At 59.2% G+C, this 22,465-nt stretch carries 19 protein-coding genes; 12 read left to right on the top strand and 7 right to left on the bottom strand.

Features of this window, described 5'->3' with window-relative positions:
- Positions 1-77 precede the first annotated feature (77 nt).
- The 4 genes from ACX3M4_RS03420 to ACX3M4_RS03405 form a co-directional block, all read right to left on the bottom strand.
- On the bottom strand, positions 78-3,419 hold the full coding sequence (locus ACX3M4_RS03420; protein WP_459357197.1) for a hypothetical protein: 3,342 nt from the start codon (positions 3,417-3,419) through the stop codon (positions 78-80).
- 496 nt (positions 3,420-3,915) lie between these two features.
- The gene (gene nagA, locus ACX3M4_RS03415) at positions 3,916-5,070 is read right to left on the bottom strand and encodes an N-acetylglucosamine-6-phosphate deacetylase (protein WP_459357196.1); all 1,155 of its coding nucleotides are present in this window, start codon (positions 5,068-5,070) and stop codon (positions 3,916-3,918) included.
- Positions 5,067-6,107 (bottom strand): SIS domain-containing protein, encoded by a 1,041-nt coding sequence (locus ACX3M4_RS03410; protein ID WP_459357195.1) that lies wholly within the window; start codon positions 6,105-6,107, stop codon positions 5,067-5,069. Before ACX3M4_RS03410 ends, nagA begins: the two co-directional genes overlap by 4 nt.
- Positions 6,108-6,112: 5 nt before the next feature.
- The gene (locus tag ACX3M4_RS03405) at positions 6,113-6,874 is read right to left on the bottom strand and encodes a GntR family transcriptional regulator (RefSeq protein ID WP_459357194.1); all 762 of its coding nucleotides are present in this window, start codon (positions 6,872-6,874) and stop codon (positions 6,113-6,115) included.
- A 177-nt stretch (positions 6,875-7,051) separates the two neighbouring features.
- Between ACX3M4_RS03405 and ACX3M4_RS03400 the strand changes: the two genes are divergently transcribed.
- From ACX3M4_RS03400 to ACX3M4_RS03365, 8 genes are all read left to right on the top strand, one after another.
- A complete protein-coding gene (locus ACX3M4_RS03400; RefSeq protein WP_459357193.1) occupies positions 7,052-7,954 on the top strand; it encodes an N-acetylmuramic acid 6-phosphate etherase in 903 nt (300 codons plus the stop codon).
- A 248-nt stretch (positions 7,955-8,202) separates the two neighbouring features.
- Entirely contained in the window at positions 8,203-9,114 is a 912-nt protein-coding gene (locus ACX3M4_RS03395; RefSeq protein WP_459357192.1) for an ROK family protein, read from the top strand.
- Positions 9,111-9,860, top strand: a complete 750-nt coding sequence (locus ACX3M4_RS03390) for a copper homeostasis protein CutC (RefSeq protein ID WP_459357191.1) — start codon at positions 9,111-9,113, stop codon at positions 9,858-9,860. The genes ACX3M4_RS03395 and ACX3M4_RS03390 overlap by 4 nt, the downstream gene beginning before the upstream one ends.
- Positions 9,857-11,026: a Gfo/Idh/MocA family protein gene (locus tag ACX3M4_RS03385; protein WP_459357190.1), complete on the top strand. Its 1,170-nt coding sequence runs from the start codon at positions 9,857-9,859 to the stop codon at positions 11,024-11,026. The genes ACX3M4_RS03390 and ACX3M4_RS03385 overlap by 4 nt, the downstream gene beginning before the upstream one ends.
- Positions 11,027-11,034: 8 nt before the next feature.
- Complete coding sequence (locus tag ACX3M4_RS03380; protein WP_459357189.1) at positions 11,035-11,931, top strand: carbohydrate ABC transporter permease; 897 nt, start codon at positions 11,035-11,037, stop codon at positions 11,929-11,931.
- On the top strand, positions 11,921-12,763 hold the full coding sequence (locus tag ACX3M4_RS03375; protein WP_459357188.1) for a carbohydrate ABC transporter permease: 843 nt from the start codon (positions 11,921-11,923) through the stop codon (positions 12,761-12,763). Before ACX3M4_RS03380 ends, ACX3M4_RS03375 begins: the two co-directional genes overlap by 11 nt.
- A gap of 33 nt (positions 12,764-12,796) precedes the next feature.
- A complete protein-coding gene (locus tag ACX3M4_RS03370; protein ID WP_459357187.1) occupies positions 12,797-14,008 on the top strand; it encodes an ABC transporter substrate-binding protein in 1,212 nt (403 codons plus the stop codon).
- Between the two features lie 68 nt (positions 14,009-14,076).
- The gene (locus ACX3M4_RS03365; protein WP_459357186.1) at positions 14,077-15,204 is read left to right on the top strand and encodes an ABC transporter ATP-binding protein; all 1,128 of its coding nucleotides are present in this window, start codon (positions 14,077-14,079) and stop codon (positions 15,202-15,204) included.
- 89 nt (positions 15,205-15,293) lie between these two features.
- Here ACX3M4_RS03365 and ACX3M4_RS03360 read toward each other — a convergent pair whose 3' ends face one another.
- From ACX3M4_RS03360 to ACX3M4_RS03350, 3 genes are read right to left on the bottom strand one after another with little or no spacing between them, the layout of a single operon-like run.
- Positions 15,294-16,361 carry a D-TA family PLP-dependent enzyme gene (locus ACX3M4_RS03360; protein ID WP_459357185.1) on the bottom strand — a complete coding sequence of 356 codons (1,068 nt, stop codon included), beginning with the start codon at positions 16,359-16,361 and terminating at the stop codon, positions 15,294-15,296.
- 3 nt (positions 16,362-16,364) lie between these two features.
- Complete coding sequence (locus ACX3M4_RS03355; RefSeq protein ID WP_459357184.1) at positions 16,365-17,882, bottom strand: M81 family metallopeptidase; 1,518 nt, start codon at positions 17,880-17,882, stop codon at positions 16,365-16,367.
- Position 17,883: 1 nt separating this feature from the next.
- Complete coding sequence (locus ACX3M4_RS03350; RefSeq protein WP_459357183.1) at positions 17,884-18,387, bottom strand: hypothetical protein; 504 nt, start codon at positions 18,385-18,387, stop codon at positions 17,884-17,886.
- Positions 18,388-18,492: 105 nt separating this feature from the next.
- Here ACX3M4_RS03350 and ACX3M4_RS03345 point away from each other — a divergent pair, with 105 nt between their 5' ends.
- From ACX3M4_RS03345 to ACX3M4_RS03330, 4 genes are read left to right on the top strand one after another with little or no spacing between them, the layout of a single operon-like run.
- The gene (locus tag ACX3M4_RS03345) at positions 18,493-18,879 is read left to right on the top strand and encodes a RidA family protein (protein WP_459357182.1); all 387 of its coding nucleotides are present in this window, start codon (positions 18,493-18,495) and stop codon (positions 18,877-18,879) included.
- A gap of 4 nt (positions 18,880-18,883) precedes the next feature.
- Complete coding sequence (locus ACX3M4_RS03340) at positions 18,884-19,750, top strand: MurR/RpiR family transcriptional regulator (protein WP_459357181.1); 867 nt, start codon at positions 18,884-18,886, stop codon at positions 19,748-19,750.
- A complete protein-coding gene (locus tag ACX3M4_RS03335) occupies positions 19,743-20,543 on the top strand; it encodes an SDR family oxidoreductase (RefSeq protein WP_459357180.1) in 801 nt (266 codons plus the stop codon). The genes ACX3M4_RS03340 and ACX3M4_RS03335 overlap by 8 nt, the downstream gene beginning before the upstream one ends.
- 3 nt (positions 20,544-20,546) lie before the next feature.
- Positions 20,547-22,457, top strand: coding sequence for a beta-N-acetylhexosaminidase (locus ACX3M4_RS03330; protein WP_459357179.1), 1,911 nt, complete (start codon positions 20,547-20,549; stop codon positions 22,455-22,457).
- Positions 22,458-22,465 lie beyond the last annotated feature (8 nt).

Below are 22,465 nucleotides of genomic sequence, written 5' to 3'. Positions count from 1 at the left end.
TGGAATATCTTCGGCAACCTGGTCTTGAAAAGCCTCAAGCTGCCCTCAGCAGCCCTGCAAGCGGACTGACAACACTGTTAGAGCACGTCATCTGACAAACTGATCTTCAGAACCATGTCATTGTAGTCGAAATCGGAGTTTTCGGACGCCGACAGGTCTTCGAATCCAAATGTGTTTGTGCCGAATGTGCGGATATATTCATAACCGCCGTCGTGTGCATCGCCGATAAAGAAGACGTTGCCCGTCTGGGTGAAGAGAACGGGGGCATAGAAGCCGTCTTCGCCGTCAACCACCCAGGTATCCTCAAAGCCGAACGTACCGCCGCCGCCTTCCAGCAGAAAACCGCCGTCGACCTCGTCCCGGAGGGACTGCCGGAATTCCTCCGTGTTGCCGTAGTCGACGCCGCCGACGCTCGACGGGTCCCCCGTTTCCGGATCCAGTGACAGGCGAACAAAGCCGATCTGGTTGGTATTGCCGCAACTGCCCGAGAGGTTGACCGTCACCTCGGTGCCGTGTTCCAGGAAAATGAATTCCTGGTTGAAGGTGCGTTGCGCGGACGCGAGCAGTTCCAGCAGGGAGAGCCCATTTTCGACCTCGGCGACGATCTGGAATTCGCCGACGCCCAGGATCGTGTTTTCCGAGGTCGAAAGGTTCTGGATGTCCGGATCGAGATTGATCTGACCATTCCCGGAGAGGATCGCGAAACAAAGGGTCTGGTCTGCCTCAAGGTAAACCGTCTGGCTGCCGACCAGAAGGAGGCTCAGATCGTCGGCATGAACTGAGGATAGCGACCCTCGAACCGACTGCTCGAACGAGACGTCCGAGCCTGCGACACCCTCTCTCGAAACGTAGTCGCCTTCCGCATCCTTCACATAGAGCAGGATGGTGTCGCCATCTCTGTTGCCGGCCGCCTGCAAGACGCTGAAGGAGATCCAACTGCCGAATTCCTGGTCGTCGGGTCCAATGCCGAAATCCGTCAGTCCCAGGCACTTGCCGCCGTCCTTGAGTTCAAGCGTGCCTTCCTGGAGATCCACATCGACAGTCAGCACCGTGCTGGTGACACCCGCCTTGACGAGTTTGTCCAGCGTCGTGCCCTCGGTATATTCCGTCATCGTGACCGTGTAAGTCCCGTCGCCCAGTTGCATAGCGGATGTCTGCCATTGACCGTCGATGTCGGCCTGCGTGTTCGAGAACTGGTGAATGACGACATCGCCCAGTTTGACTTCGACCGTGGCGTAGTTGAGGCCCTGGATCTTGTTGGTCTCAGCCTTCAGCCAGTCGCTGTAGTCTGCCGCGGTCACGTTGAGGCCCGTCCAGCCGAAGGCGACGCTCCCGAACGAGGTCGTGATGGTGTTGGTGTTGAGGTTTACCTGCCCGTCGAGGGCGACAAAATTCGTGCCCCCCTCGAGTCGCCCGGCAATGGGTGTCGACGGCGCTGTCTGGAACGTATTGTCGGGATTGTAGGTCAGAAGGGACGGGTCGATCGCTGACGTCGTGCCATGCAGGAAATTGACCGAGAAGGTCGGGACAACCGAGCCGTCGATCGCGGCAGCGGCGATCTGCGCCAAGCCGTCGATCTGGACGTTCGTGGCATCGTTGAGCGGGTTTACAAACTCCAGCCCGCTGCTCCCCTCTTCCATTCTGGCATAGAGGTTAAACGTCTTTTGAGCGTCCCCCGTGCCGACAACAATCTGGAACCAGTATGAGCCTGCCTCCGAGTAAGGCAGACCGGTGATGGTCATGCTGCCAGGCGTTGGCCCTGCCACCGTGGGTGCTGTCACGACAAATCCCGTCGGGCCACTGGCGATCGTCCAGTTGCCCCAGAATTTATCGCCAGCTCCACTGAACTCAATCAACGTGTCCGGAGCATGGGCATCTTTGGTGGACTTGACCTTTAAAGCCACATACGGGCTCGTTTCCCCGGATTCGTTCGCCAGCATCATGCTGGTGTTGAAGAAATTGAGTGTGATGTTGTTTGCGCCCGCCGTATCAGCCTTTTCATAGACCGGCGTGGCAACAGGCGGCGCCAGATAGTTGTTCACGGCCGGCGTAATATAGCCGGTTGGTGTTTCGCTATCGTCAAAGATGGTCAGGTCGATTTCACTGACGTTCCAAGTGCCGCCGATCTGAGCGCTGTTGCTGACGGAGATCAGTGGATCTCCATTGTCGAAGTGCTGCATCACATTGTCGGAATAGCCGAAACCATAGGAATTGGAGTTCTTGAACAAGATCTCCGCGTAAGGATCTCCGGAATAGGTCGCCGCGGTCTTCAGGTTTCCGCCAAAGGCATAGGTCGGATCCCAGTTATAGGTCTTGTTCAGATCGATCCCTTCAGTCACCGAAGGGTTCACCGACGCTCCCGTGTTGCCGAAATAGTTCGCCGAAAAGCCAGTCACCAGCTGGGTCAGAACAGCACCCCACTGGTTGTTTTCACCGGAGTTCATGGTCCATTCGGGGTGACCGGAAAAGGCTGCGTGGTCCAGTATCCGGTAAGGATCGGCATCTGTTTTCGATGTGAATACGCCGACATTGCCGAGGGTCGAATAAATACTGTTCTGCAGATCCGCAGACGTGATCTTGATGTACCCTTTGATCTGGCTGGAGCTGGTCGGTGACAGCCAGAAATAATCGCCGTCATCCGACTCCACGCCTTCCAGCGTATAGGCGAAGTATCCGGCCTGATGATAGACCCCGTTGGCATCGGCCGCCCCGTTGAAGAAGCCGTCCAATATGATGTCGTTTGGCTGAACGCTCAGAAGGCTCGTGACATAGGCCTCCCAATCGGAAGCCGCGAAGGGCTGTGGCGTACCGGGTGCGTCAGGATCCTGGTAGATCGCGAGTGTTTCAGCGGGCGATAGAGCGGACTGGTTCTGACCATACAGAGCGCTGCCTGCATCCGAGTATGTGTATACGGTTGTACTGCCGGAAGCCCCGATATTGGCGAATTTCGTGAAGAGATCTGAGCCAGAGATACTGTAACCGCGAGAATTCTGACCGTCTGAATACTTCACAGTCAGCCCCATCGGCAAACCGAACCCATTCACAGAGGTAAGATTGCCGGCATCCGCGGGATTGTTGCTGAGAGTTACCTCAAAACTGTCGAGACGAAATCCATAATTTTGCCCGTTGAACCAGTTCAACTCGGATTCTTCGGTAATTACGTCGGGTATGTAATTTGCTTCGCCTTTGTTTTCACTGTTTTCGGCACTTTGAATCAGAAAATAGACTTTCCCACCAATCAGGTCGTTCGACAATTCTATCGCGGTTGGGGTTGCTTCTGTCGCATCCAGAATGGAGATGAAATTGGGTGTTGTTATTCCCTGACCGAAAACAACAGCCCAGGCCTGAACCGTCGTATGCCCGGAAAGCTTTGTATGGAGCGTATCTGAGAGCGAGACATTAAGCGTAGTGGAAGACATGCATGTTTTCCTCTTATGAGTCCCCGGTACAGCTTTCTCGGGCGATAGGGCTGTGCAGTTTCCTTGTCAGTATCGATTTTTCGCTGTCACCCTGTGGAGGCGTTACACGTCTGCCGACTCTCTCGTGGGCTGGTAATTCGTAAAAAATATTCAAAATGAAACGTGTGTTTGCGGCAATGGGATGCAGGGAAGAACTCCCCACAAAATTTCAGTGTTTCACCGATTATGGTAAAGCCACGATGGTTGAAGTTGATGGGTTTCGAGAGGTCCACCAACAACAACGCAAAAATTCGAGCTCAGGCAGGGTACAATTGCTTGGTGTGAAACTGCGCTGGCAGAGGCAACTGTTGATCCGGGTCTCCCGTTGAAAACGAACCTGCGCGGCCAATCTCCCGGTCTTCGACAATTGGAAGGACGATTGGCATCTGCGCATGAGACAAACAGATCAGTTGAGGACGCATGACATCAGCCGCGTCTGCTGAAAGTTCTTGAAAAATCAGGCTCCTGCCAGTCTTTCCCCGGCAATCCAGACATGTTCGACCGCGAACTGTTCCCTGAACAGTACGAAGTCCGCCGGATAGCCTTCTTCCAGGCGCCCGAGCGGACGCCCGAGCACATCGGCGGGGTCGCTGGTGGCCATGGCAAGCGCCGTTTCGAGGGGCATCTCCAGCGTGCCGGTCAGAAAACGCAGCGAAGCAGGCAGATCGATATCGGCACCGGCAAGCGTGCCGTCTGCCAGGGTCAGCGTGCCGTTCCGGCGGAAGATCTCGCGCCCCCCCAGGAAGAAGGAGGTCACATCGGTGCCGGTCTGCGACATGGCGTCGGTGACCAGGAAGATCTTGCCAGGACCTGTCTTGGCCTTGAGCGCGACGCGCATTGCGACCGGATCGACATGGACACCGTCGGCGATAATGCCGACGCTGAGGCTGCCCAGATCAAGCGCTGCGCCGACAAGACCAGGTTCCCGGTGTTGAAGCGGGCTCATGGCGTTGAAAAGATGCGTGACGAGGGATGCGCCCGCTTCCGTCGCCTGCTTGCACTGTTGATAGGACGCACCGCTGTGACCGAGGCTGACATGAACACCGGCCGCAGCCAGTTCAGCGATCTGGTCCGGCCGCACCGTTTCCGGAGCCATCGTCATGAGGAGGCTCGGCAATTCCCGCGCGGCACGCAGGTAAAGCGCCATGTCGACATCTGTCATCGGCCGGATGAGGCCGGGATCGTGCGCGCCCTTGCGACCCGCAAAAAGATGCGGCCCTTCCAGATGAAGACCTTGAAAACCCGGCACGCCTTTCGCCCAGGCCTCGATACCGAGGTCGACCACGCGCTGTGTTGTCTCCGGTGTGTCGGTGATCAGCGTCGGCGTCAACGCCGTCGTTCCGAGGGTCAAGTGGGCGGCACAGATGCGCGTCATGTCGGCAACGCTGTGCGCATCGCCCAGCATCAGCCCGCCGCCACCGTTGACCTGAAGGTCGATCAGGCCCGGCGTCAGCAATCCTTCTCCCAGATCCACCGTCTCCACGCCGGCTTGCAGAACGTCCTGCGAGCAAAGTCCGCCGACGCGACCATCCCTGACAAGGAGAGCTGCATTCAGGTGAAACGTCTCGCCGTCAAAAATACGGCTGCAGAGATAGGCGGTCGAGCCGGTCATACTGTCTGTGTGACCTTCTTCAAGTGCTTCGGAACGTCCGGGTTAAAGCCTCGCTGGCGTGCGAACCACTCGATAAAGGCATAGAAAGAGACGATCTGCACCAGCGCATCCGTCAGCGGATGTCCGGCAGTGACAAAGGGCAGCTTTTCGGCACGCCTGACCTTGTCGGTGGTGGCAAAAACACTGCCGCCCTGATCGGCCATGCGGTCGGCGGCTTCCGCAAGCCCCTCTTCCGCTGCATCGCGCACGCCGAGGGCGAGGATCGGATAGCCGTTCTCGACGATGGAAACGGGGCCATGCATGACCTCGGCGGAGGAGTAGGCTTCCGCGTGGATCTGGCAGGTCTCCTTGAATTTGAGCGCGGCCTCGTTGGCGATGGCAAGTCCCGGGCCTCGGCCGATCACATAGAGCGATCCGCGTTTCTCGATCGGCTCCGCCAGTTCGTGCCAGTCCGTTCCGATGGCTTTTTCGAACTGGTCGGGCAGTTGTTCGAGCGCACTCAGAAGCTCCTTGTCGCCGCCGATTTCGCCAAGAAGAAGCAGACCTGCCACGACGGAATTGACGAAGGTCTTCGTTGCCGCGACGCTGCGCTCAGGCCCGGCAAGGATATCGACGGTCGCGCCCGCGGTTCTGGCAAGTGCACTCTCGGCCGTGTTGGTGAGACCGACAGTGTAGGCCCCCTGTTTCGCCGCGCTCTCGACCACCGAGAGAATATCCGGGCTCGCGCCGGACTGCGAAATCGCAATGACCAGCGCCTGGCTCAGCTTGACCCGCCCTTGATAGATCGACGACACCGACGGTCCGAGCGACGCCATGGCCAGGCCGAGATAAATCTCGGCGACATATTTGAGGAAGGTCGCGGCATGGTCGGAGGACCCTCTGGCAACGCTGGCCAGAAAGACCGGGGCGCCAGCCCGCTTGGCAATGTCCCGGATCGCGGGATGGCCTTCGACGAGAAGCCGCCGGGTGGCCTCCGGGATCTCTTCGATCTCCCGGCGCATATGCGTCGGGGCGGCAAGTTCTTTGGTGTCGGTCATTGGGGTCAGTCTTCCGAAATTTGCAATTCGGCGATGAAGTCATAGGCATCGCCGCGGTAAACGGATCGGGTGAATTCGACGACATTTCCGGATGCAAGATAGGAGACCCGTTCGATCTTAAGACCGGCCGAACCAGCCGGCACACCGAGTATATCGGCGTCGATGGGTTCCAGATTGCGCGCGGAAATGCGCTGAATGGCGCGGACCGGCTGTAAGCCCGAGGCGCGCAGGATCGCATAGAGAGAGGTGGTCACCCGCTCCGGGTTGGGCAGGATCTTTTCCGAAAGGGACGCCCGCTCGATCGCCATCGGCGTGCCGTCCGCCTTTCGAAGACGTTCCACCCGTGCGACCCGCTGACCGGACGTCAGGCCAAGCGTGAACATTTCTTCCGGCGAAGCGGGAAAGAGGCCACGCTTCAGCCATTCATTGCTGGCTGTCAGGCCGCGGCGAGCCATATCTTCGGTGAAGGACGTGAGACTGGAGAGCCGCTGTTCGACCTTGTGCACCCTCGGCGCCACGAAGGAACCGCTGCCACGCTTTTGAATGACAATCTGGTCTTCCACCAGACCGGCCACCGCCTTGCGCACGGTCACGCGCGACAGATCGGTGATCGACGCAATTTCGCGCTCGGAGGGAAGCGGCTCGTTCTCCTTCAGCACGCCGTCGTCGATTGCCTGCTGAATTCGCCGCCTGAGCTGCAGATAGCGCGGGCCGCTGGAATTCGCCTGCCAGTCGCCATTTTCAAGCATGGAGATGAAATCGGTCATGAAGCGAGACGCCTTAGGAGATGAAAATAATACCTTTCAGATACCAATTTAAACTCTATCGAAACCCAAAATCAAGTGATAAAAGAGCGCTCGCTCCCGTCGGCGAGCCTGCAGCATCCGGAACGGGTGCTGACGCAAGCTTGCCTTAGCCGAATTATTCCGCGATAGAAACTTGGCGTGACCCCGAGTTCAAAAACGATGCCGTTGCCGAAGACAGAAGACCGCGACCCGCTTTCCATTGGCTTGTCTAAGAAGTCGGACGAGGATGTTCTGGCCGTGCTGCTGCAGCGGCAAAAGGATGCCGTCAACGCCACGGAAAAGGCCATTCCGGCGCTTGCGCAAGCTGCTGCAGCGCTGCAAAATGTTACCCAGAACGGCGGAAAAGTGGGGTATTCGGGTGCCGGCAGTTCCGGACTGACGGCCCTGACGGATTGCCTGGAACTACCTGGTACTTTCGGCTATCCGGCCGAGCGCATCAGGATGCTATTTGCCGGCGGAGTCCAGAATCTCCTGAGGCTGGCCGGGACCTTTGAGGACCTTGAAGACGCCGGCTACCGTGATTTTCAGGACTCCGACCTTGGCACAGGCGATATTCTGATCGCCGTTTCAGCCAGCGGATCAACTCCTTATACCCTGGGAACGGCACGGGCCGCAAAGCAGGCCGGAACCGAAATCGTCGCACTTGCAAACAACCCGGACACCCCGCTGCTGCAGCTGGCAGACCATCCGGTTTTCCTTGAGACCCCACCGGAGATCGTTGCCGGCTCGACCCGGCTCGGTGCGGCAAGCGCGCAGAAAGCAGCGCTGAACATGATCTCCACACTTGTCGCCCTTCGCCTCGGTCACGCGGTGCGCGGCCACATGGTCAATCTGGTTGCCGACAACGAGAAACTGCGCCTGCGCGCACAGCGTATCCTTCAGGACCTCACAGGTTGCGAAGCAGAGATTGCCGCAGCCACGCTGAGCAGAGCCGAGGGGCGCGTGAAGGTCGCGGCGCTCATGATCCGAGAAGGTCTTGATGCGGATGGCGCGGAAAAAATCCTGACCGAGAACGGCGGCAACCTGCGCCCCTTCCTCTAAGGCCACGGCCGAACTCCGTTTTTTTACACACCACCCGACTTGTTCCCCGCACACTGCCCCTCATACCGAGGGCGCGGGCGACGCCCACCTGCGCGCGTTTCTGCCTTTTAAAGACAATACCACCTCCCCCGATCCCGCAAAAAATATGATGCCAATCAACTTTTTTGTTTACCAATGACCTTATTGGTTGCATATTGGTATTATAACTGGACGTTAACAAATCTGACCCAGAGGCAAATGCGCAGGCGATGATCACCTGTTTCGACATCGGCGGTTCCTTCATCCGTCACGGTGCCCTCCAGACGAACGGAACGGTTACCGAGAACGGCCGCGTCGCCACCCCCAGAAGCGACTGGGATGCATTTGTCGCTGCGATAGAATCCTGCACTGGTCCCGACCGGGCACCGATCTCGATCTCACTTGCCGGCGCTTTTGACGAGCGCACGGGAATAGCCGACGTTGCCAACATTCCCTGCCTTCACAAGCGCACCGTCGCGACGGATCTGGAAGAGGCTCTTGGCCGGCCGGTCCTGATTACAAACGATGCCAATGCCTTTGCTCTTGCAGAGGCCGTTGACGGGACCGGGCGCGGCAAGGCTGTCGTCTTCGGGATCATTCTCGGGTCTGGTGTCGGCGGAGGCCTCGTCGTTCATGGCCGCCTTGTAACAGGCTTTGGCGGTATGGCGGGTGAATGGGGACATGGCCCGGTGGTCGATCCGACGGCGGGTGGCCAGATCTCCGGCCTCCAGCATTTCCGTTGTGGCTGCGGCCAGACCGGTTGCATCGATGCCGTCTGCTCCGCACGGGGCATGGAAAAGATCCACAAGGCGTTTCACAATACGGAGTTGACGAGCCAGGACATCACGGAAGCCTGGCACGGCGGTGACGCTGCCGCGACGGCCACTATCGAAGCCTTCTCGACCCTCTTGTCACGGTCTCTTTCCTTGCTGGTGAACACGCTCGGTCCGGATGTCATTCCGGTCAGCGGCGGGCTTTCCAACGATCCGGTCCTGCTGGACCTGATTGACCGGAAAACGCGTAACCTCGTCCTTGCCCGATACGCTGATCCACTGATCATCCGTGGACAATTTGCCGAAAACGGTGGGTTGCATGGCGCAGGGATTGTCGCCCGGACCGCGTTCAGGGAGGCCATCGCATGAGCCGGATCCTGCTCGAGGTCTGCGTCGACACGATTGAAGGCGCCTGGATAGCGGCCGAGAACGGTGCGGACAGGATTGAACTCTGTGCGGCCCTCTCCGAGGGTGGTTTGACGCCATCCTATGGATTCATGACTGCTGCCACAAAACTGCCGGTCCCGGTCTATGTCATGATACGGCCCCGCCGCGGCGACTTTGCCTATTCCGACGCGGAAAAGGCCCTGATGCTGCAGGATATCGAGGCAGTTGAACGTGCCGGGCTTGCCGGCATCGTCATCGGTGCTGTCGATGATCGGCAGGCCCTGGACAACGCCTTTCTGGCGGCAGCCCTCGAACTGACGCGGCTTCCAGCCACGCTGCACCGGGCGATCGATGTCGTCAGGGATTATGAGAAGGCGGTCGAAGACGCCGCAACGCTCGGCTTCGAACGTATTCTCACATCGGGGCAAGCCGACAAGGCCTATCTTGGGATGGACCCGCTGGCACGAGCAGTCCGGATCGCAGCCGGTCGGATCTCCATAATGGCAGGCTCCGGCGTCAATGCCTCCAATGCCGCACATATACTGAAGCACTCCGGCGTCCCGGAACTGCACGCCTCCTGTTCTGCTCCCCGGAGTGCAGTCCCCTCGCCTTTGAACGCCGAAACCCGGCTGGGATTTGTTGCCGCCTCCGGCGAAAGGGAAACGGATGGCAATCTCGTCCAGTCACTCCGCCATGTGATGGATCTCTCCGCGGAGGATGCGGCATGAAGACCGGATATGTGGGGCTTGGCGCTCGGATCGCCCATGTAAGCAACTGCCTGCAGCAGGTGTCGAGCGATCTCGATCCGGCCGCCTATGTCGATCCGACACCTGCGGGCCTGAAACATGTCGAAGCAAAGAGCGGCAACAGCCTGACCGCCTATTCGACCCTTGAGGATATGCTGGCGGCGGAAAAGCTCGATCTCCTGATGATCGGCTCGCCCAATTTCATGCATCTGGACCACTTGCGCGCCGCGCTGCGCTCGGATGTAAAATACATCTTCTGCGAAAAGCCTGTCGTCACCACGGAAGCGGAAACGTTTGAGCTGCTTGAGCTGATGAAAGCACATGGCGGTGCGGATCGGGTGATGGTCGGCCTGGTGCTGCGCTATTCGCCGCTTTACACCGAATTGCAGAAAAGCCTGAAAGCCGGTCAGCTCGGTAAGGTCGTCTCCATAGAAGCCTCCGAGCACATCGGCCCCTATCACGGCTCCTTCTTCATGCGCGACTGGCGGCGCTACGAGAAGAATTCCGGCGGCTTCATGCTGGAAAAATGCTGCCACGACCTGGATCTCTATCAGGGCCTCACGGGCTGCCGGCCTCGCTACGTCTCCAGCTTCGGCGGCCGTAAGAGCTTTGTTCCAGAGAACCGCCCGCCACAGGACCACAGTTTCCCGACGCCCGTCTATGATGAACGCGTCGATCCGTTCACCCCACGCTGGGGTGGCGGCAATGCGGATTTCGACAGCGATGGCGATCTCATCGACTACCAGACAGCGCTGATCGAATATGAGGACGGCGCCAACCTCTGCTTCCACACCAACATGTATGTGCCCGACGAATTCCGCCGCTTTGCGGTCATGGGCACGAAGGGCATGGCGGAAGGCGACTTCATCCGCAACTATTACCGCGTCCATGACGCCCTGACTTCCGCCTGTCTCGTCGACAAGCCACAACTCGTCGATGGCGGCCGTGACGGCCACTATGGCGCAGACGACGCCATGGCGCGGGATCTCACACATTATTTCAGGAATGGCGGCCGGTTGCCGGTCGGTGTGATGGACGCACTTCGCGCCGGCATCACCGCGATCAAGCTGGACGAAGCCCGGCGTGCGCGCGCTGTCCTTGATCTGACCGATACCTGGGAGCAATTCGACAGCTACGGCCTGGCATAGGGGGATGCATGGCGCAGAATAGAAAAAAGACGGACTACTTCCCGTACCTTCTCCTGGTACCCGCCTCTCTCGTCATGGTGGCTATCGTCGCCTATCCGCTGTTCGAGACCTTCCGGCTGTCATTCACCAACACCAGCATGAGTCCGAACTTCCAGTATGTGGGGTTGGAAAACTACGAAAAGATCATGTCCAAGCAATTTCCTCAGGTGATTGCCAGGACGTTTTACTGGATGTCCCTGTCCGTCGCGCTGAAGATGCTGATCGGCACGCTTGGCGCCGTGCTCCTGAACGCCATGGTGCCGGGCCGGACGCTCTTCCGTATTCTGGTGATGCCACCCTGGGTGATCCCGATTGCTATTGGCGTCTTCATCTGGGGCTGGATGTATAACGGCCAGTTCGGGATGATTTCCGGCATGGCACAACGGATTGGTCTCCTGAGCGGGCCGTTCGAATTCCTCGCCTACAAGAACTCCGCCTTCATGTCGACCATCGTCACGGATGTCTGGATCGGCGTGCCGATGGTGACGCTTTACCTGCTCGCCTCCATGCAGTCCATTTCCAAGGACCTCTACGAGGCCGCCTGGGTTGACGGCGCGTCCCGCTTCTACCGGTTCCGCCGGATCACGCTGCCGTTAATCATTCCCTCGATTGCCACCATGGCGCTGCTCTCGGCGATCGCCACCTTTAATTCCTTCGACATCATCTGGATCCTCACCGAAGGCGGTCCGCGTGGCGCGACCACCACGATGATCATCGACACCTACAAGACCGCGATCAGCCGCTTCAAATACGGTGAAGGTGCGGCGCGGACGGTCATGATCGTCCTGTTCCTGGGTTCCTTCACGCTGGTCTATTTCCTCCTGCTCAGCCGCCTTGCCAAGAGGAGCCCCCACAATGCTGCATAAATATCGCTGGTACGAATATGTACTGATCTATCTGGGGCTTGCGGTATTCCTGACCTTCGTGCTCGCCCCCTTCGTTGAAGCCTTCGTGGTGTCGCTGCGCCCGTTGAGCAGCCTCTTCTCGATCCCCTACAGGTTCATCACCGACAAGATGAGCTTCGAGGCCTATTTCTCCATGTGGCGGAACGTTCCGCTTCTGTGGGTCTATATGCTCAATTCGCTGCTGATCGCATCGGTGGTCACCATTCTCGGGCTGATCTGCATCATTCCGGCCGCCTATGCCTTCGCTCGTTTCGAGTTTCCCGCCCGCAACTCGCTTCTCGGCATCTTCATCGCCGTCAACATGTTTTCCGGCGCAGTTCTGATCATTCCCCTCTTCAAGCTGATGCAGCAATACGGTCTCCTGAACACCTATTTCGCGATGATTGCCCCGGGCACCGCCTTCGTTATCCCGACAGGCATCTGGCTGCTGCGGTCCTATCTGGTCCGGATCCCCAGGGAACTCGAAGAAGCTGCCTGGGTCGATGGCGCCGGCAAGATCTATACGCTCTGGCGGGTGATCATTCCGGTTGCCCTGCCCGGTATCGTTGTCGTCACGATCACGGCCTTCATTACCGCCTATGCGCAACAGTTCATCTACGCACTGACCTTCAACAACGTGAACGAACTGAACCCGTTGCCCGTGGGCCTCTTCCAGTTTTTCGGACGCCAGACGGTCGTCTGGAACGAACTCATGGCCGCCAGCCTGGTCGGAATTTTGCCGGTGCTGTTCGTCTATGTGTTCCTGCAACGCTACATCGTCGCCGGCCTCACTGCCGGTGCCGTCAAGGAATAATAACAAGAAAAATCAACCAGAAAGGGAAAACAGATGACTTTGAAATCAGTTCTCTTGGGGGGAGTTTTTGCGCTCGCCCTGGTTAGTTCCTCTCAGGCCGAAGACAAGATCATTCACATGATCAACTGCGGCGACAACACCGGCGCCGGTATCCCGATCCAGGATGGGTTGATCAAGGGATGGGAAGCAGAAAATCCGGGCTTCAAGGTGGAGCTGGAATTCGTGCCCTGGGGTCAGTGCCAGGAGAAGTCCACAACCCTCGCTTCGGCTGGAAACCCGCCCGCAGTCGCCTATATGGGGTCTCGCACTCTGAAGCAGCTTGCGGCCAACGACCTGATTATTCCGGTCAACATGACGGACGAGGAAAAGGCAACTTACGCGGCACCGATCCTCGCCACGATCACTGCAAACGGCCAGCAGTGGGGCCTGCCCCGCGCCTTCTCCACCAAGGCACTCTACTGGAACAAGGACCTTTACAAGGCCGCAGGCCTCGATCCGGAAACGCCGCCCAAGACCTGGGACGAAATGTACGATTTCGCCAAGGCAATAAAGGACAAGACCGACGCCGACGGTTTTGGACTCGCGGCAGCCTCGTTCGACAACACCATGCACCAGTTCATGAACTACGTGTACACGAACGGCGGCCAGGTGATTAATGAGGACGGCGAGATCGTCTTCAACTCGGAGAATAACGTCGAAGCGCTCGCCTTCTACGGCAAGATGGCGACCGTCTCCCAGCCTGGCCCGGTTGCCTATGACCGTGCCAAGCTGCGTCCGCTTTTCTCCGAAGGCAAGATCGGCATGTTCATCTCCGGCCCGTGGGAGCGCACCCGTGTAACCGACGTGAACTGGGGCGTCGCTCCGATCCCGGTCGGCCCGCGTGGAACCCCGGGCACGCTGCTCATCACCGACTCGCTCGCCGTCTTCAAGGGCTCGGGCGTTGAAGAACAGGCCCTTTCGCTGGCCAAGCTCCTGACCAACCCGGAAAACCAGATGGCATTTGAACTCGCCGAAGGTTTCACGCCGCTGCGCGACCTGCCGGAAGTAAAGGAACTGGTCAAGAAGGACCCGACCTGGGCGGCGTTCCTCGATGCGATCGCAACCGGTGGACCGGAGCCGTTCGTCACCGACTATGTTGGCCTGCAGGATTCGATCAACGAGGCCGTTCAGGGCGTGGTCCTGGGCGAAATCGATCCGGCGGAAGCCGTTGAAACCGCAGCCGAACAGCTTGAGGAATTCAAGTAACTCCTCGAGCCTGACCGGGCCCCTTCCCACATCCTGGGCCCGGCCACCTCTCCAAAGAAGGAATGACCATGGGCGAGTTGCAGCTGCGCGACGTACACAAGAGCTATGGCCATATGGAAGTCATCAAGGGCGTCAATCTTGATGTGGGCCATGGCGAGTTCATTGTTTTTGTCGGTCCGTCTGGATGCGGAAAATCAACTTTGCTGCGCATGATTGCGGGGCTAGAAGAAATCACGGGCGGCGATATCACGATCGAAAACAAGGTCGTCAATGACCTGCCGCCGGTCAAACGCGGCATTGCCATGGTGTTCCAGTCCTATGCGCTCTATCCGCATATGACGGTCTACGAGAACATCGCCTTTCCGCTGCGAGTCGAACGCCTGTCGAAAGACAAGGTCGAAGAAAAGGTTCAGGAAGCCGCCGGCATCCTGCAGCTCAAGGAACGGCTGCAGCACAAGCCAGGCGAACTTTCCGGCGGCCAGCGCCAGCGCGTTGCCATTGGCCGTGCCATCGTGCGGGCGCCCTCGGTCTTCCTGTTCGACGAACCGCTCTCGAACCTCGATGCGGCCTTGCGTGCGGAAATGCGGGTCGAACTTGCAAAGCTGCACACCGAGCTTGATGCCACCATGATATACGTCACTCACGATCAGGTGGAGGCCATGACCATGGCCGACCGGATCGTGGTTCTGGATCAGGGAGTGATCTCGCAGGTCGGCTCGCCTCTGGAGCTTTACCACAAGCCGCAGAATGAATTCGTCGCTGGCTTCATCGGCAATCCGAAAATGAACTTCCTCACCGTCACCGGAAAGAGTGCCGGCGCGGATGGTGTCGTGGTGACGCTGCCGGGAGGCCAGAACCTGAGGGTCAAGGTGAATGCCGCCGGCGACGTTTCCGGCAAGACGCTGACCCTCGGCATCCGCCCGGAACACTTGAGGTTGGGCTCAGCGGACGCCGCGATCGAAGTCGTTCCGAACGTCGTGGAACATCTCGGTATTCACACGGTAACCTACAGCACAGTGACCGGAGCGAAGGCGACCTTCTGCAGCCTGCTGCCGGGTTCCGCACCTGCCAAGGTCGGCAAGCCAGTCTCCATGGGCCTCAACGGTGCCGACTGCCACCTCTTCGATGACACCGGCCAGGCCTTTGAACGCCTGATGTCGCTCGAAGAGCTCGATGCGGCAGAGATGCATATCTGAGGTTTGGTTATTTTCATTCAAAACGATACGGCCGCCAATTGGCGGCCGTTTGCGTTTCAAGAAAATAGGCGGGCAAGTCGTCTGGAGGACTAGACGACTTGCCCACGGGCGGCGACGGGCTCAATCCGCGTCACCACGCCGTCCCTGTGAAAGACCAGGCGGTCAAAGAGGTTCGAGACCACGCAGGTATGGTTCGGGACGATACGCACCCGCTCGCCGACTTCGGGTTTCCTGCCGGATTTCGACAGATCCACCACGGCGTGCTCCTCGCTGAGGGACTGGATCGAGGCTTCCGGATAGTCGATCAGGAGCCCATGGTCGGCGAATCCCAGAAGATCGGACGTCAGAGCCTTGGAACCGGCATCCAAAACGGCCCGCGTTTCCGTCGGCCGCGACACGACGGTTGCCAGCACATGCATGGCGCAATCGTCGAAATCGCACATGCCAGCCCGCACCATCGAGCGATCGTTGAAGATATAGGTTCCCGCCCGGTGTTCGGTCGCGCTCTTTACGAGGTCGCTGTCGAAGAGACTTGGCGAGCCGCCATGGGAGACGACGGGACAGTCGAGACCGGCCTCTTTCAGGAGCGCCAGGGTTTCGGAAAAGAAAGCCTCGACCGCAGCTTCCGAAGAGGCTTTAGGGTAGGTCAACAGGCCATGAAAATTCAGCCCCGGCGATCTGTCGATCCGCCTGGCGAGTTCGAGAGCCGCCTCCGGAGACTGCACGCCGTTGCGCCCGGCCCCGGTGTCACATTCGACCAGAACCTTCAGCGGTTGATCCGTGTGAAAGCTCTCCGCCAGACCATCGACGACGACATCGTTGTCGGCAACGACCTGGAGATCCACCTTGGAATTGAGCACACGCAACCGGTCGAGGCGCTGTCGCCCCAGCATGTTGAAGGTGATCAGTATGTCGGTGAATCCGGCTTCGGCAAAGACTTCCGCCTCGCTGATCTTCTGGCAGTTGATGCCCCGCGCGCCGAAGGCAAGCTGCAGGGCGGCCAGCGCCGGGATCTTGTGGGTCTTGATATGGGGGCGGAAATTCCGTCCGATCCGGTCGAAATAGTCCTGCGCCACCTTGATGTTGGTTTCCATGACCGTTTCGTCGATCACGGCAACGGGGGTCAGCAGATCGTTGATAGACAGCCCCACAGTCATCTCTCAGCCTCCCTCTGCAACAGCCGGTTCGACCACCGGCACATAGTTCTGGATATCACTGGTCCGGCCTTCGTTGACCGGCCAGATATCGCGCGGCGCCTTGCGGTAAGGCGTGACGCGCGGATCGTTCGGATAGGGCCTTCCGGCTGCGCAGTACAAGATGAGCGGACTGACACGGGCGAAGGACTGGTGAAAGTGGTTGGTCGACTTGACGACCAGGATCTTGCGGGCCACCGGATCGATGCCAAAGTTCGAAAACAGGCTCGTGTCGAAGCATTGAGCGCGGGTGGAGTTGAGGATCACCTCGATACCGCCGATGCGGATCAGGCTGGCATCGCCGATCGGCACGATGCTTTCCCCGAAAAACTGCTCCGCCTGCCGGATGTTTCTGACGATTTCAACTTCGGCATCGATGGGAGCACCCGTTTCGGGGGCCGACTTTGCGCCAAAGCGCAACATCATGCGGGCGCCCTCGCCCGCGGCATGGCAGAGCTGGACCGCGACCGGGTCCCAGATGGTGCCGAATGCGATGTCCTGCAGGTTTCGGGAAATGGCTTCGGCCAGAAGAACCGTCGCATCGCCCGCCGTACCGCCGCCGGGATTATCCCACATGTCGGCGATCGTCACCGGACCGCCGTCGAACGACAACGCCCGGTCATAGGCCTCCGCCGGCGTCAGTTCCGTGCTGCGCACCTTGCCGCGCAAGGCATAAAGCGCTTCACCGAGTTCGCGCGCTACGTTTTGACCAAGTTCGGGATCGTTATCCGTCACCGCGAGGAGCTTGGTTCCCATTTCCGGGACATCGCCTGCCATGAAGCCGTGAATGACGGAAAGGGACAACAGCCCCGGCGTCTCCCGTTCCCTGTGGATCATGTCATCGACAAAACGCCGCATCGGTTCGGACGTCGTCGGAAAGACGTCGATCATCTTGGGATCAAAGACGCTCATCACCGGCCTGATCCGGCCTGCGACCGTCTCGCCGGCGATCGCCCAGGCATCCTCCGCGCGATCGACAAAGTCGATATGCGGAAATTCCTTGAAGGCAATCAATGCATCTGCAGCGGCAACCCGCTTGGCTGTCAGATGGCTGTGCGGGTCGAACGTGGCGATGATCGGCGTGCCAGGCCCGACAATCTCCCGGATAGACGACAGAAGGTCTCCCTCCGGATCGTCATATCCATCGGCGACCATCGCACCATGCAGACCGATGACGACGACGTCGAAGGCGCCACCAGCTCTGATCTGATCGAGGATTTCGTCCCGCAGACCTTCAAATGTTTCCCGCGCCACCAGACCGGCAGGATCGGCCCAGGCGGCTGTGCCTTCGACCAGTTCCCAGCCGTTTTCCCTGGCAAACCGGCGGCCGACTGTAACAACAGCGGAACACAGCGTCGGTGTTTCCGGATGCTCACCCGGACGGGCCAGGAGCGACGCCTTGAAGGCATTGAGGTCGATCCGGATGGGCGAAAACGTGTTGGTTTCCGTTGCCAGGACCGCTGTGAAGGCGCGCGGACGGGTCATATCAGGACACGGCTCCGAGAGGGTTCGGCAGGTACCCGGCAAAGCCACAGATCTTCCAGCGCCCCTCCTTGCGGACGCAGAAATAGAGCGTCTGCCAGAGAAGACGGTCTTCCCCGCCATCAGCCTTCCGGATCCGGCCGTCGAATTTCTTGTGCGCGATCGCCCGCTCGCCATTGATGTCGATCTCGGTCAGACGGGTCGCATCGAAAATGGCCGCGCGTGCATCTTCGGCAAATTCCGTCGCCCTGAAAATTCCGGCCTGGCTCAACCAGCGCTGCTTGTAGGAATTGAGATCGGGAAATCCGAGCTTCCAGTCATCGGGATTTGCCACCTTGCCACCATCGACGCCGAAGAAGGCCGGTTCGTCGAAATCGTCGGCCACCTGGCTCCAGTCGGCCGCGACAAAAGCATTTATGTCACGCCAGACAAGCATGTCCCAGATTGAGGCGCGGTCTGCGTCTTTGCCGGCAAAGGGGTTGGTCTGACTGTCGCTAATAACCTGCATATCGGAAACCATTTTCATATTGATGGTTGATTTTTGCAAGATATAAGGATGAAATGAAACCAATGTCAAACCACTATGTAAATCATTTTCATTTTGGAGCGGAATATGTCGATCAAACGCTATGGCGCTGAAAAATCAGGAGCCGGTGGCCAGAACCTGCCCTTTGCCAGGGCCGTGGAAGCCGACGGCTGGCTCTACGTTTCCGGTCAGGTGGCGATGAAAGATGGCGAGATCGTCGGCAACGGCGTCGTCGAACAGACCCACCTTACCATCAAGAACGTACTGGCAATCCTCGAAGAGGCTGGCTATGGCCTGGAGCACGTGGTCCGCTGCGGCGTCTGGCTGGATGATCCGCGCGACTTCTGGTCATTCAACGGTGTCTACAAAAGCTATTTCGGCGAGCACCCGCCGGCGCGTGCCTGCGTACAGGCCTCGATGATGGTCGACTGCAAAGTCGAGATCGATTGCGTCGCCTACAAGAAGCCGGACTGATCCGATGCGGGACATCCTGTCCGTTCTGCAGCAGGTCGAGCCGGACCTTTCCAAGTCCGAACGAATCCTGGCCGCCCTGTTGCGCAATGATGCCGAATTCATCGTCAATGCCGGCATCACGGATGTTGCAGACCGGGCCGGCGTATCGCCGCCGACGGTGACCCGGTTCTGCCGGCGCCTCGGCTGCGACAGCTTCACGGCCTTCAAGGTGCAGGTGGCCCAGGTCACCTTTGCCGGCACGCGGTATCTTACCGCCAACGCCGCCTCCGGTGCGCCTAATGACGTTGCCGACAGCCTGCTGGCGCAGTTTCAAAACGCTGCGACGCAGACACGTCAGGGCCTCAACATGGACAGCGTCGTCCGTGCTGCGGACATCATCGCAGGAGCCAATCTCCTGACCGCCTTCGGCGCGGGTGGCACCTCTTCGATGATCGCCGACGAAATGCAGAACCGCTTCTTCCGCCTCGGCCTCAGAACCGTGAGCATTACTGATCACGCCATGCAGCTGATGCAGGCAGCCACCATGAAGACGGGTGACGTCATCCTGGCCTCGTCCGTCTCGGGCCGGAACCTGCAGATGGTGCGCGCGCTGGAAGCGGCCAGGACCTATGGCGCGACGGTGATCGCCCTCACCCGTCCTGGACGCCCGGTTTCTGATCTCGCCGACATCACCATTGGCATCGACCTTGCCGAAGGCGACAACATCCTGCGCCCCAGCACCAGCCGCTACGCCTTTCTGTTCGTGACCGACCTCCTTGCGACGCTGGTCGCCATGAAGCGCGGCGACGAGGCGAGGGAAAACCTCAGGCGCGTCAAGTATCAGCTCAGCAACACCCGCGATCCGGACGACAAGGAAGCCCTCGGTGACTGACCAGAGCAAAAGACCCGTTGCGGTCGTTACCGGTGCGGCTGGCGATATCGGCCAAGCCATCGCCGCTCACCTGTCGGCGACGCATGTCATTGCGGCTGTCGATATCGATGCAGCGGCACTCAACACCGCTGTCGCAGCGCTTTGTGCAAAAGGTGCGCAAGCCACGGCAATCAGATGCGACCTGACCAGGCCTTCGGAACTGGCCGCATTGGCCGAAGCGGCCGGTCAGCTCGGAACAGTCAAAACGCTCGTCAACAATGCCGGCGCGGCCGCTGCCCTGACACTGCACGAAATGACGGCTGATACGCTTGGCAGGGATCTCGCGCTCAATCTCGAAGCAGCCCTCAACTGCTTCAAGGCCTTTGAGCAAGCCTTGATTGAGAATGGATCGGCCAATGTCGTCAACATTGCCTCGGTCAACGGTCTTGCCGCTTTCGGGCATCCGGCCTACAGCGCCGCCAAGGCCGGGCTGATCCATGCCACCAGGGCGATCGCGGTGGAATACGGCAAATACGGGATCAGGGCCAATGCCGTCGCGCCGGGAACCGTCAAGACCCAGGCCTGGAAGACAAGGCAAGCGGCCAATCCGGACGTCTTTGCCGAGGCCCTTGCCTGGTATCCCTTCAAATCCTTGCCAGAGCCGGACGACATCGCCGCGGCCGTCTCCTTCCTCGTCAGTCCGGCAGCCCGTTGCATCACCGGCATTTGCCTGCCGGTCGACAGCGGCCTTACCGCCGGATCGCCTGCCCTGCCCCGAACTTTCACGCAATCTCCAGACTTTGACGGATTTTAAGTCATGCCCCAATTTGTCCTCGATTGTTTTTACCGCCCCGCTGCCGACATCAAGGCGTCCCGCCAGGAATTCGTCCTGACAAATACAGGTTCGAAACCGCTCAAAGGCTTCACGCTTGCCTATACAGCTGTTACCCGCGCTGCCCGCGATGCCGTTCTTGAAAATGCCGCAAGCTTCAGCCGGGTCGCCAACTTTCATGAAATCACGCCGCCAAGCGGACTGGTCCTCGCCCCCGGAACAAGCTGGCGGTTTGCCATCACCGGCCTTGCCAATGTTGCCCGGCACCGACTGGATGGGCCGAAATCCGCTTATGTGTCGACCAATGGCAGCGTGAGCGAGGTACTTTGCAACGACCTGGAAGCTCCGGAAGAGCTGGACACCGGGGAACGGCGCCACCTTCCGGCCGGACAGCTGACAGATCCGGTTCACATTGTGCCCTGGCCGCAGAAGGTAGCTCTTTCAGCCTTTTCCGACGACCTGACCGCCTATCTCGTTGCAGAAGGAAAGCCGGAAGAAAAAGCCGCGGCGGCCAAGATCAGCGCCCTCACCATTCGCCTCTTTCCAGACGCACCGCACCCCTTCCGCTTCACGAGCTCACATCATCTGGCGGCTTTGACTTTTGTGCAGGACGCTTCCCTGCCTCAGGACGGCTACCGGCTTGCCTTCTCAGGTGCATCGGCGACGCTCAGTTACAGCGGCGCGGCCGGCCGCGACTATGGATTGACTGTTCTTGCCCAGATCGCAACCGGCGCTTACCGGCAACCGGGTCTTTTCAAATTTCCGGCCGACGGCGTGATCGAGGATGCGCCCCGCTTTTCCTGGCGGGGAACGCATCTCGACGTTTCGAGGCATTTCCGCGGACCCAGGGACGTCCTGCGCCTTATCGACATTCTCGCCTGGGGCCGCATGAACGTTTTCCAGTGGCACCTGACCGACGATGAAGGTTGGCGTCTTGAGATCAAGGCTTTTCCGGAACTGACAACAGGTGGTGCAAGGCGCGGCCCGGGATGCCAGCAGGTTCCGCAACTCGGGTTTGCTTCAGAAGTTTATGAAGGGTCCTATAGCCAGGATGACGTTCGTGCCATCGTCGCTCATGCCGCCAGCCTCAACATTGACGTCATGCCCGAGATCGACGTTCCGGGCCATTCAACGGCTGTCCTCAAGACCTATCCGCATCTGTGCGACCAGGCGGAAACGCCGGAAAGTTACTATTCGATCCAGGGATATCCGAACAACGCCCTCAATCCGGCCATGGAAGAAACCTACGCCTTCCTGGAAAAGATCTTCGCCGAGGTCGCCGGCCTGTTCCCGTTCGAGTTCATTCATATCGGCGGCGACGAAGTCGACATGAAGTCCTGGCTCGCGTCACCCAAGACACAGCGCCTGATGGAAGAGAAGAAGCTCGACGGCACGATGGAGGTCCAGGCCTATTTCATGGGCCGGGTCCGCGACATCCTGAAAAAACTCGGTCGCAAGCTCGCCGGTTGGGACGAAGTCTCCCATGGCGGCGGCATAGATCCCGATGGCGTCCTGCTGATGGCCTGGCAGAAACAGCAGGTCACCAGGGAACTGATCGACGAAGGCTATGATGTGATCTGCACACCTGGCCAGCACTATTATATGGACATGGTCCAGGCATCGGGCTGGTACGAGCCGGGTGCCGGGTGGGCTGGCGTGTCGACGCCGGAAGCTTGCTACGGCTACGAGCCTGCGGACGGTCTCACACCTGGCAGCGAAGGTCGGCTCAAGGGCGTCCAGGCTTGTATCTGGTGCGAACACATGACCGATAACACCATATTCAACCACATGGTCTTTCCAAGGCTCTACGCCGTGGCCGAAGCAGGATGGACAATCCCTGAAAACAAGGTCTGGCAGCGTTTTGCCGCCCAGGTCTCCTTCTTGCCTTCGCTTTGAACCCAAAG

It is taken from the genome of Roseibium sp. M-1 (assembly GCF_054515675.1).
This window is presented reverse-complemented; position numbering and strand designations above follow the sequence as displayed.

What these genes read in the sequence shown, in the direction of transcription:
- ACX3M4_RS03420 (WP_459357197.1), bottom strand. Translation starts at nt 3,419, where the DNA reads ATGTCTTCCACTACGCTTAATGTCTCGCTCTCAGATACGCTCCATACA.
- nagA (WP_459357196.1), bottom strand. Translation starts at nt 5,070, where the DNA reads ATGACCGGCTCGACCGCCTATCTCTGCAGCCGTATTTTTGACGGCGAG.
- ACX3M4_RS03410 (WP_459357195.1), bottom strand. Translation starts at nt 6,107, where the DNA reads ATGACCGACACCAAAGAACTTGCCGCCCCGACGCATATGCGCCGGGAG.
- ACX3M4_RS03405 (WP_459357194.1), bottom strand. Translation starts at nt 6,874, where the DNA reads ATGACCGATTTCATCTCCATGCTTGAAAATGGCGACTGGCAGGCGAAT.
- ACX3M4_RS03395 (WP_459357192.1), top strand. Translation starts at nt 8,203, where the DNA reads ATGATCACCTGTTTCGACATCGGCGGTTCCTTCATCCGTCACGGTGCC.
- ACX3M4_RS03390 (WP_459357191.1), top strand. Translation starts at nt 9,111, where the DNA reads ATGAGCCGGATCCTGCTCGAGGTCTGCGTCGACACGATTGAAGGCGCC.
- ACX3M4_RS03385 (WP_459357190.1), top strand. Translation starts at nt 9,857, where the DNA reads ATGAAGACCGGATATGTGGGGCTTGGCGCTCGGATCGCCCATGTAAGC.
- ACX3M4_RS03380 (WP_459357189.1), top strand. Translation starts at nt 11,035, where the DNA reads ATGGCGCAGAATAGAAAAAAGACGGACTACTTCCCGTACCTTCTCCTG.
- ACX3M4_RS03375 (WP_459357188.1), top strand. Translation starts at nt 11,921, where the DNA reads ATGCTGCATAAATATCGCTGGTACGAATATGTACTGATCTATCTGGGG.
- ACX3M4_RS03370 (WP_459357187.1), top strand. Translation starts at nt 12,797, where the DNA reads ATGACTTTGAAATCAGTTCTCTTGGGGGGAGTTTTTGCGCTCGCCCTG.
- ACX3M4_RS03365 (WP_459357186.1), top strand. Translation starts at nt 14,077, where the DNA reads ATGGGCGAGTTGCAGCTGCGCGACGTACACAAGAGCTATGGCCATATG.
- ACX3M4_RS03360 (WP_459357185.1), bottom strand. Translation starts at nt 16,361, where the DNA reads ATGACTGTGGGGCTGTCTATCAACGATCTGCTGACCCCCGTTGCCGTG.
- ACX3M4_RS03355 (WP_459357184.1), bottom strand. Translation starts at nt 17,882, where the DNA reads ATGACCCGTCCGCGCGCCTTCACAGCGGTCCTGGCAACGGAAACCAAC.
- ACX3M4_RS03350 (WP_459357183.1), bottom strand. Translation starts at nt 18,387, where the DNA reads ATGCAGGTTATTAGCGACAGTCAGACCAACCCCTTTGCCGGCAAAGAC.
- ACX3M4_RS03345 (WP_459357182.1), top strand. Translation starts at nt 18,493, where the DNA reads ATGTCGATCAAACGCTATGGCGCTGAAAAATCAGGAGCCGGTGGCCAG.
- ACX3M4_RS03340 (WP_459357181.1), top strand. Translation starts at nt 18,884, where the DNA reads ATGCGGGACATCCTGTCCGTTCTGCAGCAGGTCGAGCCGGACCTTTCC.
- ACX3M4_RS03330 (WP_459357179.1), top strand. Translation starts at nt 20,547, where the DNA reads ATGCCCCAATTTGTCCTCGATTGTTTTTACCGCCCCGCTGCCGACATC.